General features: G+C 46.0%; 14 protein-coding genes. 8 read left to right on the forward strand and 6 right to left on the reverse strand.

The window, feature by feature from the left end; all coding sequences use genetic code 11:
* The first annotated feature begins 103 nt into the window (after positions 1 to 103).
* The gene (gene sucC / locus IX95_RS02810; RefSeq protein WP_038156599.1) at positions 104 to 1,270 is read left to right on the forward strand and encodes an ADP-forming succinate--CoA ligase subunit beta; all 1,167 of its coding nucleotides are present in this window, start codon (positions 104 to 106) and stop codon (positions 1,268 to 1,270) included.
* Positions 1,270 to 2,142, forward strand: coding sequence for a succinate--CoA ligase subunit alpha (sucD, locus tag IX95_RS02815; protein ID WP_006881309.1), 873 nt, complete (start codon positions 1,270 to 1,272; stop codon positions 2,140 to 2,142). The genes sucC and sucD overlap by 1 nt, the downstream gene beginning before the upstream one ends.
* Positions 2,143 to 2,226: 84 nt before the next feature.
* On the opposite strand, the gene IX95_RS02820 is transcribed toward sucD, so the two are convergent.
* On the reverse strand, positions 2,227 to 2,514 hold the full coding sequence (locus tag IX95_RS02820) for a hypothetical protein (RefSeq protein WP_006959568.1): 288 nt from the start codon (positions 2,512 to 2,514) through the stop codon (positions 2,227 to 2,229).
* An 804-nt stretch (positions 2,515 to 3,318) separates the two neighbouring features.
* On the opposite strand from IX95_RS02820, the gene IX95_RS02825 reads away from it, so the two are divergent.
* Complete coding sequence (locus tag IX95_RS02825) at positions 3,319 to 3,837, forward strand: GNAT family N-acetyltransferase (protein ID WP_038156603.1); 519 nt, start codon at positions 3,319 to 3,321, stop codon at positions 3,835 to 3,837.
* Here the strand turns inward: IX95_RS02825 and IX95_RS02830 are convergent.
* Positions 3,785 to 4,084, reverse strand: a complete 300-nt coding sequence (locus IX95_RS02830; RefSeq protein ID WP_038156606.1) for a DUF3301 domain-containing protein — start codon at positions 4,082 to 4,084, stop codon at positions 3,785 to 3,787. The two genes, IX95_RS02825 and IX95_RS02830, sit on opposite strands and share 53 nt — an antisense overlap.
* 3 nt (positions 4,085 to 4,087) lie before the next feature.
* On the reverse strand, positions 4,088 to 5,125 hold the full coding sequence (locus tag IX95_RS02835) for a DUF3549 family protein (RefSeq protein ID WP_038156608.1): 1,038 nt from the start codon (positions 5,123 to 5,125) through the stop codon (positions 4,088 to 4,090).
* A gap of 75 nt (positions 5,126 to 5,200) precedes the next feature.
* Between IX95_RS02835 and IX95_RS02840 the strand changes: the two genes are divergently transcribed.
* Both IX95_RS02840 and truC read left to right on the forward strand, forming a co-directional pair.
* The gene (locus tag IX95_RS02840; protein WP_006959565.1) at positions 5,201 to 5,515 is read left to right on the forward strand and encodes a YqcC family protein; all 315 of its coding nucleotides are present in this window, start codon (positions 5,201 to 5,203) and stop codon (positions 5,513 to 5,515) included.
* Positions 5,515 to 6,237 carry a tRNA pseudouridine(65) synthase TruC gene (truC, locus tag IX95_RS02845; protein WP_038156675.1) on the forward strand — a complete coding sequence of 241 codons (723 nt, stop codon included), beginning with the start codon at positions 5,515 to 5,517 and terminating at the stop codon, positions 6,235 to 6,237. The genes IX95_RS02840 and truC overlap by 1 nt, the downstream gene beginning before the upstream one ends.
* 57 nt (positions 6,238 to 6,294) lie before the next feature.
* On the opposite strand, the gene dxs is transcribed toward truC, so the two are convergent.
* From dxs to xseB, 3 genes are read right to left on the reverse strand one after another with little or no spacing between them, the layout of a single operon-like run.
* Positions 6,295 to 8,160 carry a 1-deoxy-D-xylulose-5-phosphate synthase gene (gene dxs, locus IX95_RS02850; protein WP_038156610.1) on the reverse strand — a complete coding sequence of 622 codons (1,866 nt, stop codon included), beginning with the start codon at positions 8,158 to 8,160 and terminating at the stop codon, positions 6,295 to 6,297.
* Between the two features lie 19 nt (positions 8,161 to 8,179).
* The gene (ispA, locus tag IX95_RS02855; protein WP_021456493.1) at positions 8,180 to 9,064 is read right to left on the reverse strand and encodes a (2E,6E)-farnesyl diphosphate synthase; all 885 of its coding nucleotides are present in this window, start codon (positions 9,062 to 9,064) and stop codon (positions 8,180 to 8,182) included.
* Between the two features lie 22 nt (positions 9,065 to 9,086).
* Positions 9,087 to 9,329, reverse strand: a complete 243-nt coding sequence (gene xseB, locus IX95_RS02860; RefSeq protein ID WP_006959561.1) for an exodeoxyribonuclease VII small subunit — start codon at positions 9,327 to 9,329, stop codon at positions 9,087 to 9,089.
* 262 nt (positions 9,330 to 9,591) lie between these two features.
* On the opposite strand from xseB, the gene pomA reads away from it, so the two are divergent.
* From pomA to thiI, 3 genes are all read left to right on the forward strand, one after another.
* Entirely contained in the window at positions 9,592 to 10,356 is a 765-nt protein-coding gene (gene pomA, locus IX95_RS02865) for a flagellar motor protein PomA (RefSeq protein ID WP_019276544.1), read from the forward strand.
* A 10-nt stretch (positions 10,357 to 10,366) separates the two neighbouring features.
* Entirely contained in the window at positions 10,367 to 11,317 is a 951-nt protein-coding gene (locus IX95_RS02870; protein ID WP_019276543.1) for a flagellar motor protein MotB, read from the forward strand.
* 145 nt (positions 11,318 to 11,462) lie between these two features.
* Positions 11,463 to 12,911, forward strand: coding sequence for a tRNA uracil 4-sulfurtransferase ThiI (gene thiI / locus IX95_RS02875; protein WP_021456494.1), 1,449 nt, complete (start codon positions 11,463 to 11,465; stop codon positions 12,909 to 12,911).
* The last annotated feature ends 119 nt before the right edge of the window (positions 12,912 to 13,030 follow it).

Here is a 13,030-nt window from a genome sequence, read left to right on the forward strand (position 1 = left end):
TAGCTAGTGGTTTATTTGAGAAGACCCTACAGACGTTAGGTCGTTTCGATCAAAGCGTCATGGACATAATAATCCCTCAAGGGAAAACAAACGGAATATCAAAATGAATTTGCATGAATACCAAGCCAAACAGCTGTTTGCAGAATTCGGTTTGCCTGTACCGGAAGGCTATGCGTGTGATACCCCTCAAGAAGCTTTCGAAGCTGCGGGACGCATTAGCACAGAGAAAAAAGTTGTTAAATGTCAGGTTCACGCTGGTGGCCGCGGTAAAGCGGGTGGTGTAGAGCTACATGACACAAAAGATGGCGTAAAAGAATTTGCGCAAAAATGGCTAGGTAAGAACCTGGTAACTTACCAAACAGATGCAAATGGTCAGCCTGTTACAAAAATTCTTGTTGAAGAAGCGTCTAATATTGCTAACGAACTTTACCTTGGTGCGGTTGTTGACCGTGCAAGCCGTAAAATCGTTTTCATGGCTTCAACGGAAGGCGGTGTAGAGATTGAGAAAGTTGCGGAAGAAACACCGGAGCTAATCCATAAAGCTGCGATTGACCCATTGGTTGGTCCTCAAGCTTATCAAGGTCGTGAACTTGCGTTCAAACTTGGTCTAGCGGGTGACCAGATCAAGCAGTTCGTTAAGATCTTCATGGGTCTTGGTTCTATGTTTGCTCAGTACGATCTAGCACTACTAGAAATCAACCCACTAGTTGTTACTGGTGAAGGTAACCTGCTTTGTCTAGATGGCAAGATTAACATCGATTCAAACGCAATGTACCGTCAGCCTAAGCTGCGTGAAATGCACGATCCTTCACAAGAAGATGAGCGTGAAGCACATGCTGCTCAGTGGGAACTGAACTATGTTGCTCTAGATGGCAACGTTGGCTGTATGGTTAACGGTGCGGGTCTAGCAATGGGCACAATGGATATCGTAAACCTACACGGTGGCAAGCCAGCTAACTTCCTAGACGTAGGTGGCGGCGCGACTAAAGAGCGTGTAGCAGAAGCATTCAAGATCATCCTATCTGATGACAATGTAAAAGCAGTACTAGTAAACATCTTCGGTGGTATCGTGCGTTGTGACATGATCGCAGAAGGTATTATTGGTGCAGTTAAAGAGGTAGGTGTAAGCGTACCTGTTGTTGTTCGTCTTGAAGGTACTAACGCAGACCTAGGTCGCGAAGTTCTTGCTAATTCTGATGTTGATATCATCGCTGCTGAGTCACTAACTGACGCAGCTCAGAAAGTTGTTGCTGCTGCGGAGGGCAAATAATGTCTGTACTAATTAATAAAGACACCAAAGTAATCTGTCAGGGTTTTACTGGTGGTCAAGGTACTTTCCACTCTGAGCAAGCTATCGCATACGGTACACAGATGGTTGGTGGTGTATCTCCAGGTAAAGGTGGTCAAACGCACCTTGGTCTTCCTGTATTCAACACTGTACGTGAAGCAGTAGAAGCAACTGGCGCAACAGCAACAGTTATCTACGTTCCAGCACCTTTCTGTAAAGATGCAATCCTAGAAGCGATTGATGCAGGTATCGAGCTTATCGTAACTATCACTGAAGGTATCCCTACAACAGATATGATCGACGTGAAAGTGAAGCTGGAAGAAACTGGCGTTCGCATGATCGGTCCTAACTGTCCAGGTCTAATCACTCCTGACGAGTGTAAGATCGGTATCATGCCTGGTCATATCCACAAGAAAGGTAAAGTAGGTATTGTTTCTCGCTCTGGTACTCTAACGTATGAAGCGGTTAAGCAAACTACAGATGAAGGTTTCGGTCAGTCTACTTGTGTTGGTATCGGTGGTGATCCAATCCCAGGTTCAAACTTCATTGATATCCTAAAACTGTTCCAAGAAGATCCAGAAACTGAAGCTATCGTAATGATCGGTGAGATCGGTGGTACAGCAGAAGAAGAAGCAGCGGCGTTTATCAAAGAGAACGTGACTAAACCTGTTGTTTCTTACATCGCTGGTGTTACAGCGCCTCCAGGTAAGCGTATGGGCCACGCTGGTGCAATCATCTCTGGTGGTAAAGGTACAGCGGAAGACAAGTTTGCAGCTCTAGAAGCAGCAGGCGTTAAGACGGTTAAGTCTCTAGCAGACATCGGTAAAGGTCTACGTGAAGTAACAGGTTGGTAATTCACCAATCTGCCTAAACAAACAAAGGCTTGGCATTGCGCCAAGCCTTTTTTATTCTGGGTCTTATCAGCGAGATAAACTCACTTACGAGTTCGCCATCTTCTCTTCTAATAGTGCCAACCTAGTGGTCAACTCAGCGACTTGTTTTTCCAGCTCAGTAATTCTGCATGCGTCATTAGCTGTTTTAGCAGCGACTTCTACTTTGGGTACACGGTTAGCACTTTTCCAGCTTTTAATTGTCGTTATAAGAGCGGGCATAGGGATGGCTGTACTAAGGCGTGCTTTCACCAAGGCGACGGTTGGCTCCTTACCCTCTTTTTGGAGCTGTTCTAAAACTTCCTTAAGCTCCTGACTAACATCTTGAGTGAGCATGTGACCTCCTTGAATGCGTTTAGCGTCATGATACTCAACGTATCCTGTGAATGCGAATAGAAAATGCACGCTTGCAATGTGCGAGATCTCTTACGCTTAGTGTGCGATAAAACAGTCTTACACTGGTGTGATAAACGCATTGTTATTTTATGTTGTTGAATTTGTTTGATATTAAATCTAAATAGCGTATTCACGTAACCTGAGCATTCGTTTATCGCATTGCTTATAGAAAGAGGTAGGGTAAATTACCAAGTGTTGGACGGGATGCTGACACGGAACAGGAACGTTAAGGACTGAACATCTTCGGGACGAAGATTTGGCTAGTAAGGAGTGCTAGTCAGCAAGGAGCAAAGGATACTGTACGGAAGCAGCTACTGATGGGAATTCAGTACTAAGGACGGATAGGACTTCTCTGGGAAGAGGCGTGACAGTATCAGGATGATACAAAGGACACCGCTCAAGGAACAAGTGACGTGCGCTAACAGGTCAGTTAGCTATCAGGACGATTAGGACACCGCTAGGACGGCGAAGCCAGGATAACACTGAAAGATTCTGTGACTATTAAGGAAGATGCATGGAGCACCTTTTGTGGCCGGACTGCTACGAGTAAGACTATAGCCCCGATATTTGCGTATCGGGGCTTTTCTTTAACCTTAGGCACAACTCACACTAACAACGTCAAAATAACAATCTAGATCAATAACTAAACCTATCAATTGGTATAACTTTTCGGCTTTGTTTCTACGTTTGGAAACAAAAAATAGCCCCTGTGCTTCGGGGGCATGCTGTCAATAAGGATGTGTTGTGACTATCGTAACTCGCCGAACATTACTGGTGCCATACAATGAATCATTACAGTCAGAATTCTTGATGCTTAACTGTTGTGCCAAGAATCGAGCTGAGATGAATGGACCGCACACTGTTTCTTCAGCAAAACAACTTTTCCAGCAAGTTTTACATGATCACACCATTTATGCGTTGGCTGTTTTAGACAGTCATTCACGAGAATATATCGGGCATGTATTTATCTATCATTTGGATAGTGGGCCGGAATTAGGGTATATCTTTGATAAAGCCTATTGGGGGAAGGGATACGCCAGTGAAGTACTGAAGGCCTTTTTCCCTAAGGCGGTGCGGGATCTCAATTTAACTCGCGTATCAGCAACAGCCAACATTGAGCACACGCCATCGATTCGTATTCTAGGCAAGCTGGGTTTTGAGTTATGCGGTCAAAATCGTGATGCATTTGGCCCGTATAATGAGTATGTATTTACATCCGATGAGGTGGCAGATCGACCTTTATCAGTCGAAAGCCTTGCATGACCAACTTGCCTTGGTAGCAGTCATCACCAAGCGATGAAAACTCAAATTGATAAACAGAGTGCCAACGCCAGATTCCGTCTGGCGTTTTCAGTTTATGACCTTTTAGCGCGACGCTGATCAATTGCAGATCGAGCTGCTTACATTTGTTGGCCGCGATTGATTTGGCTAACTCAGCTTGTCTTCTCTGTTGCCAGAATAAAAAACAGCCGAATACCAATCCCAGAATGGCTAGAAGGTCACCGATCATCTTTTAGCCCTTAGTCGCTTGTTGAAGTTTTACCAGTGCCTCTGCCAGCTCCTGAGATGGTGCAGAATGAAGCAGGGGTAATAACACCATTCTCAATTCAGGCAGCATCACCAGATCGGCAAACAGTTGATTAAATAGTGCCTGATTTCCAGTCTGAGCTAAACGCAGAAGAAATTGCTGCGCACGTTGTGGGTCGCGGAGAAGGTGCCAACTGCGGCCTGCTACACCAATCAACACTTCTTGATGACTTAAGCGAGGAGACGCGAGTATATTGTCGAGTATCACTCCTGAATACGTCGTGTTAGCTCCAGACAGTGCTCGTGCGAGAGCGCCGAGGAGGAAGATATCTGGGTCATTGCTGTCTATCTGCTCAAGGGCCATTTCTTGTAGACGCTCTGCCAGTTTATCCGGCAAAGGAGTGTGCTCCAGCGCTCCTAACAAGGCATAAAGGGGCTCATTAGGCAGGTACTTTAGTGCTTTACGTAAGTTGACGCCGTTTTGGTTGTGTCCAAGGCGAGCACAGATATCGGTTACACCTTGAAGGCCGACGGTCTGCCATTTGTCCCAGCCGAGACCTCCAGAAAAGTAGTGCTGTGCGTGCTCATAGTACTGACTGCATGGTAAGTCGAGTTGAGCTCTTATCTGACTGTGAAACACAGCCATTTTATCTTCAGCAGGCTTAAAGGTATAAGGATTATTCGATAGCTTTTGTTGCTGCTCTTCCGTCATTTCCTGACTCAAGCGCGTTCCCATCGCCTCAACGACATATTTAATGAAGTTGCCTACATCAGCCTGCTTCAATAGACCACGCTCATCCAGCTCAAACTTTAAGAACCAAATCCACGGTTGCTTGTGTTCATTCCAGTAAGCAATCGCGAGATGCGCTTTGCGTTGTAAAGGGAACGGATAGGGTAGAAGGCCTTTTTCTACATCGGCAAACACTTTGCTGTCTATGTGTTTGATTCGGCGCCCTAGATCGTAAACCTGATATTGGCATTCACTATTGGTTAATAACTGGCTGAGGGTATGAATGGTGTCCATTGCTGAATAGTCCTAACTTTCTTTCCTCTATAAATGGTACTCTTATGCCTAATTTCAAGGTTTCCCCTCAGGTTTATGACAAAAGAACAGCAATTAGTACCACTTCTAGACCAGTTACCCTCTGTCATGCGCGAGCTAAAACTATGGCAACGACACAAGCCTGCTGACCAAGCACTACAAAGTGCTGAACCTTTTGCGGTCGATACGTTACAACCAGAACAATGGTTACAGTGGGTATTTTTACCAAAAATGGCATATCTTCTCGAGCAGAAGATGCCTTTACCCGCGGGCTTTGCGATTACGCCTTACTTTGAAGAGTGTTGGAAAGAGCATGGGGCATATACTCCATTACTTGATCTACTTAGAGCGATAGATGAGGCCTGTGCGTGATATTAGATATTGTTTTTCAGGACGAGTACTTTGTTGCCGTGAACAAGCCTGCTGGGATGTTGGTTCACCGTAGTTGGTTAGATAAACACGAAACTCAGTTTGTGATGCAGACATTGCGTGACCAAATTGGTCAACATGTATTTCCACTCCATCGTCTTGATCGACCGACATCGGGAGTGTTGATTTTTGCCTTGTCGAGTGATGTGGCCTCTCAAGTGATGCCTATGTTTGCCAACCATGAAATGGTCAAGACCTATCACGCCATTGTGCGAGGTTGGATTGAAGAGGCGGGACGATTAGATTATGCCTTAAAGGTTGAGCTGGATAAGATCGCCGATAAGCATGCGAGCCAAGAGAAGGAGGCTCAGGAGGCGATCACCGATTACCACACATTGGCAAAAGCAGAGATCCTTTATTCAACAGGAAAGTTTCCCACGACTCGTTACTGTTTGATGGAATTAAAGCCTCTGACTGGGCGTAAACATCAGCTCAGACGCCATATGGCTCACCTTCGTCATCCAATAGTCGGTGATACCACGCATGGTGATGGCAAGCACAACAAACTGTTTAGAGAAGTGTATGACTCCCACCGCTTGCTTCTGCATGCCTCAAGCTTGGAGTTTGTACACCCGTTTACTAACCAGACGGTGCTGATTAAAGCGAAAGTCGATGATACATGGCAGAAGATTTGCGATGAGTTTGCTTGGCAGATGCCTGAATAGAATGAAGAAAGCTCTCGAAAGAGAGCTTTTTAGCAGTAATGTAAGTTGAACTGAGCGCTATTTTTCGAGGTAATTTCGAATTGACTGCTCAATGCCTTTGGCATCTAATCCGAGCGCTTGGTGCAGCTCATCTTGAGTTCCTTGAGCAATGAATTGGTCAGGAAGGCCTAGGTTCAGTACTGGTTTAATGAGTTTTTCTTGCATCATAAACTCAATCACACCAGCACCAGCACCGCCTGCGATGGCATTTTCTTCTAATGTGACAATCACATCATGCTCATCAATAAGCTGTTTGATCAAAGCTTCATCAAGTGGTTTGACAAAACGCATATCAGCAACAGTCGCATTGAGTTTTTCAGCCGCTTCCAGTGCATTGCCCAGGAAGGTACCGAAGCTGAGAATCGCCACTTTTTCACCTTTTCGTACGACTCGACCTTTGCCAATTTCTAACGCAGTGAAATCTTGCTCAATCTCAGTGCCGATGCCGCTGCCGCGAGGGTAACGTACAGCACTTGGCCCTGTGTGTTTATGCCCTGTGTAGAGCATTTGGCGACATTCGTTCTCATCACTTGGCGCCATGATGACCATGTTTGGGATACAGCGCATAAAGCTCAGATCAAACGCTCCTTGGTGAGTCTGACCGTCAGCACCGACTAACCCAGCACGGTCAATCGCAAACATCACTGGGAGATCCATGATGGCGATGTCGTGAATTAACTGGTCGTAACCGCGTTGAAGGAAAGTAGAGTAAATCGCGACAATTGGGTTGTTGCCCGCAATCGCCATACCTGTTGCCAAGGTGACGGCATGTTGTTCCGCGATCGCCACATCAAAATACTGCTGTGGGTATTCCTTAGAGAAGCGAACCATGCCGGAACCTTCACGCATCGCTGGTGTGATGGCCATCAATTTAGGGTCCTGAGCGGCCATATCACACAAGAAATCACCGAAAATCTTTGAGAAGGTTGGTTTACTGCCACTGCTCTTTGGCAATGAAGTATGAGCAGGGTCGAATTTAGGCACGCCGTGATAACCGATAGGGTCTTTCTCAGCAGGCTCGTAACCTTTGCCTTTCTTAGTCATGATATGAAGGAATTGCGGGCCTTTTAGTTCACGCATGTTCTTCAATGTTTTGACCAGTTCGTTAACATCGTGACCGTCAACTGGTCCTATATAGTTAAAACCCAACTCTTCAAACAGAGTGCCGGGTACGACCATGCCTTTAAGATGTTCTTCAGTCCGGCGAACCAGTTCTTTGATTGGTGGAACGCCTGACAGTGCTTTTTTTCCGCCTTCACGAATAGAGGTGTAGAGGCTGCCTGAAAGCACCTGAGCAAGGTGGTTATTCAGTGCTCCGACATTTTCAGAGATCGACATCTCGTTGTCATTCAGCACGACTAGCATGTCCGAATGAACGTCGCCTGCGTGGTTCATAGCTTCAAATGCCATACCAGCGGTAATTGCACCATCACCAATCACGCTGACCACTTTGCGGTTTTCACCTTCTTTCTCCGCACTGATAGCCATACCTAGCGCAGCGCTGATAGAGGTTGATGAGTGACCGACAGATAGCGTGTCATACTCACTTTCTTCGCGCCAAGGAAAAGGGTGTAGCCCGTCTTTCTGACGGATAGTCGACATTTGGTCTCGGCGACCTGTCAGAATCTTGTGCGGATATGCTTGATGGCCAACATCCCACACCAGTTGATCAAACGGGGTGTTGTACACATAGTGAAGCGCCACTGTAAGCTCCACAGTACCTAAGCCTGAGGCTAGGTGACCGCTGGATTGACTGACAGAGTTCAGTAAGTAGGTGCGTAATTCGTCACACAGCGTAGGCAAAGCTTCCTTAGGAAGGCTACGTAGTTCATCTGGAGTATTTGCCAGAGTCAGTGTTGGATATTTCGAAATATCAAGAGTCATATGTATGCGCGCTTTTAGTTTAGTTCTTGCGCTCGATGACGTATCGGGCGAACTCTTCGAGTAATTCTGTATTGTATGGGATTGCTTCTAAAGCTTGAAGAGCTTCCGTTAACAGAGTGTGAGCTTTGTTAATAGCGCCTTCTAATCCAAGCAGTGCAGGATAAGTACTTTTGTCTAAATCCTGATCAGAACCTTGAGGTTTACCTAAGGTCTCTGTGTCACTGATAATATCTAAAATGTCGTCTTGAACCTGAAACGCTAGGCCAATAGCGTCAGCAAACTGGTCTAACTGAGGTAAGATTTCAGAGCCTTTCTGCCCTGCAGCAAGCGCTCCAAGCCGGATTGCACATTTCATTAGTGCACCGGTTTTATTACGGTGAATGTTTTCCAACTCTGCAAGCGATACCTTTTGACCTTCTGCCGCTAGGTCCAAAGCTTGTCCTAGACACATACCATTTGCGCCGGATGCTTCTGCCAGTGCTTTCACCATCTTTATACGATAGGTTTCTGCCTCAGGGCTCAATTCGCCATCGGCAAGAATAGTAAATGCCAAGGTTTGCAGGGCATCGCCAGTCAGGATCGCTGTGGCTTCATCGAATTTGATATGGCAGGTTGGTTGTCCACGACGAAGCTCATCATCGTCCATCGCAGGTAAATCATCGTGGATAAGCGAGTATGCATGGATGCATTCAATCGCCGATGCTGGGGTATCTAACTCTTCCAGCTTACAGCCCAACATCTGGCCTGTGATATAGACCAGAAACGGGCGCGCGCGTTTTCCACCTAATAGCAGGCCGTAGCGCATGGCTTCAATCAGAGGCTGTTCCTGATGAGGAAGCTGGTTTAGCCAGCGCTCTAATTGTCGATTGTTTCTTTGTTGTAGAGAGGTTAACGCCTCGTGCATAGGAGCAATTCTTCTGTGGTAATTATTCTGGCTGAGTCGAGAACTCTGAAAGCGGGGTCTCATCGTCGTTCTGAAGTAAGATACTGACACGTTGTTCTGCATCGCTTAGCTTACTTTGACCTTCACGAGCTAGTGCGATACCACGTTCGAACTTTTTCAGTGCGTCATCAAGAGCCAGATCACCGTTTTCAAGGTGTTCAACAATAGAGTCGAGTTCTTCAATTGCTGCCTCAAAGGACATGTTTTCAGGTTTCTTGCTCGCCATAATATTTCTACATTTGAAAAGATGCACGAAAGTTACCTTAGCAGGTAATGATGGTCAAATTTAACCGAGGAAAATTGACAGAAAAATCGAGTTGGCGCGGTCAATATTATCTATAAAGGTCACGTCACTGCTTTAGTCTAGTTTACTCTGTCGCCATAACATCTATATTTGTGTGAGTGCGATACCAATAAAACACTAAAGATCTGAAGATGTTGCCGATATAATTTACCAGAAGCTTAAAAGATAGCATGAGGAGTGCTTTGTGGATTTAGCAACGCTGATAGGGCTCATTGGCGGCTTTGCTTTCGTAATCATGGCGATGATTCTGGGCGGAAGCATAATGATGTTCGTCGATGTGACCTCTATTCTAATCGTAGTTGGTGGCTCGACCTTCGTTGTCCTGATGAAATTTACCATGGGGCAGTTTTTCGGCGCGGCTAAGATTGCGGGCAAAGCCTTCATGTTCAAAGTCGATGAACCTGAAGATCTGATTGCTAAAGTGGTCGAAATGGCGGACGCAGCACGTAAAGGTGGCTTTCTGGCTCTCGAAGAAATGGAGATCACTAACAACTTCATGCAAAAAGGCATTGATTTACTGGTCGATGGCCATGATGCTGATGTCGTGCGTGCGGCACTGCAAAAAGATATTGTCCTGACTGATGAGCGCCATGACTTTGGTGCTAGTGTATTCCGAGCTTTCGGCGACGTTGCTCCTGCAATGGGGATGATCGGTACGCTAGTTGGTCTGGTTGCCATGCTGTCCAACATGGATGACCCGAAAGCGATCGGCCCAGCAATGGCGGTCGCACTTCTGACGACGCTCTACGGTGCAATCTTATCTAACATGGTGTTCTTCCCTATTGCAGACAAACTGTCACTGCGCCGCGATCAGGAAAAACTCAACCGTCGTCTAATCATGGATGGTGTGCTCGCTATTCAGGATGGACAGAACCCACGCGTTATCGACAGCTATCTGAAGAATTACCTCAACGAAGGTAAGCGTGCTCTTGACGTAGATAACGAGTAAGGTCGCTGGTATGGAAGAGGAAGAACCAAAATGCCCGCCCCCCGGTTTACCGTTATGGATGGGAACATTTGCTGACTTGATGTCACTGTTGATGTGCTTCTTCGTACTTCTGTTGTCATTCTCTGAGATGGACGTACTGAAGTTCAAGCAGATTGCAGGTTCAATGAAGTTTGCGTTCGGTGTACAGAACCGACTGGAAGTAAAAGATATTCCTAAGGGCACCAGTATCATTGCGCAGGAGTTTCGCCCAGGCCGACCTGAGCCGACCCCGATTGATGTCATCATGCAGCAAACCATTGATATTACCCAGCAGACTCTGGAGTTTCACGAAGGTGAATCTGATCGTGCTGGTGGTACGCAGCGTGATAAGGGTAAGCAAACAGGTGGTAAATCACCGGATACTTCGACACAGGATAGTCAAAACTCGGAATCAGATAGCGAGCAGCAGCAGTCAGCTGAGCTTTCTCAGGAACTTGAAACTCTGATGGAAAGCATCAAGAAAGCTTTAGAACGTGAAATTGAGCAAGGCGCGATTGAAGTTGAGAATTTAGGCCAGCAGATTGATATCCGTATTCGTGAGAAAGGGGCATTCCCTGAAGGCTCTGCATTCCTTCAGCCTAAGTTCCGTCCGCTAGTCAGACAGATTGCGGAGTTAGTCAAAGATATTCCGGGGATAGTGCGTGTCTCTGGTCATACCGATAACCAGCGCATTGACTCTGAGTTGTATCGCTCCAACTGGGATCTTTCCGCTCAACGAGCGGTATCAGTCGCACAGGAGATGGAAAAAGTTCGTGGTTTCTCTCATCAGCGTCTTCAAGTCCGCGGTATGGCAGATACGCAGCCGCTTGGGCCAAATGATACTGAAGCGCAGCGTTCACGTAACCGCCGCGTTGAAATAAGTATTATGCAAGGGGAACCTCTCTATAGTGATGAAGTTCCATCCTTACCAAGTACGAATTAAGAAAAGACGAGCGAAATGCTCGTCTTTTTTATGGTCTTTGCTTCATGTATAATCTTGCGCCCTTAGAGGCAGCTTAAAGCTAAACCCAGCTGCTAGGCTCCGTAGAGCGTGAAAATAGCGAAACAGTTAACTTGTGAAGTGAATTATGAAATTTATCGTAAAGCCCCATCCAGAAATTTTTGTAAAAAGTGAGTCTGTGCGTAAGCGCTTCACAAAGATTCTTGAATGTAATATTCGTAACATTATTAAGAGTCGTACAGAGTCTGTAGCTGTTTTCAATCGTCGCGACCATATTGAAGTCACATCTGAAACGGATGAATTCTACAAAGAAACAGTGGAAGTGTTGACTCAAACTCCAGGTATTCATCATGTTCTGGAAGTTCAGCAATCAGAGTTTAAAGATTTGCACGATATCTTCGAGCAAGTACTTGAGCTCAATCGTCCTAGCCTTGAGGGCAAAACCTTTGTTGTTCGAGCTAAGCGTCGTGGTAAGCATGATTTCACTTCTATTGAACTAGAGCGTTATGTTGGTGGTGGTCTGAACCAAGCGATTGAAAGCGCGAGCGTGAAACTGCGTAACCCAGATGTGACGGTTAAAGTGGAAGTGGCAAACGAGAAGCTCAACCAAGTAATTAAACGTCACAAAGGTCTGGGCGGTTTCCCGCTAGGCACTCAGGAAGACGTATTGAGCCTGATCTCCGGCGGCTTTGATTCTGGTGTGTCAAGCTATCTGCACATCAAACGTGGCTCTAAAGTTCATTACTGTTTCTTCAATCTTGGTGGTCCAGCACACGAAATCGGTGTTAAGCAGGTATCTCACTACCTTTGGAACAAGTACGGCTCTTCTGCCAAGGTACGTTTTATCTCTATTGATTTTGAGCCAGTTGTGGCTGAGATTCTTGAGAAGGTCGATGATGGTCAAATGGGCGTTATCCTCAAGCGTATGTTTATGCGTGCCGCTGGTATGGTTGCTGAGAAGTTTGGTATTCAAGCTTTGGTAACCGGTGAAGCATTGGGTCAGGTATCAAGCCAGACGCTCACGAACTTGCGCCATATTGATAACGTGACAGATACGTTGATTCTGCGTCCGCTTATCAACTGGGATAAAGAAGACATCATCAACCTAGCGCGCGACATCGGTACTGAAGATTTCGCGAAGACTATGCCTGAGTACTGTGGTGTGATTTCGAAGAAGCCAACAGTGAAAGCAGTCAAAGCTAAACTTGATGCAGAAGAAGACAAGTTCGATTTCAGTATTCTTGAGCAAGTGGTTCGTGATGCCCGTCAGATGGACATCCGTGATATTGCTAAAGAAACGGAAGCGGCAGCACCGGAAGTAGAGCAGGTGCAGGCGGTTGAGCAACACGCGATTGTTCTTGATATCCGTAGCCCAGAAGAAGAAGAAGATAATCCACTTGAGATTGACGGTGTTGAAGTGAAACACCTGCCTTTCTATAAGTTGGGTACACAGTTTGGTGATTTAGATCAGTCGAAGACTTACCTGCTGTACTGTGATCGTGGCGTCATGAGCCGCCTACAAGCGTTATACCTTCAAGAGCAAGGTTTTGCTAACGTTAAGGTTTACCGCCCTTAATAGAGGCTTTACGAGTCTAGAAAGCGCAAATCGTTCATTCGGTTTGCGCTTTTTTATTTGTATGGCTTTTTGATGACTTTGTCATGATACCAAAATGGTATCTAGGGTAAGTTAAACAG

The organism is Vibrio sp. B183 (genome assembly GCF_000740665.1).
Lineage (GTDB): Bacteria > Pseudomonadota > Gammaproteobacteria > Enterobacterales > Vibrionaceae > Vibrio > Vibrio coralliilyticus.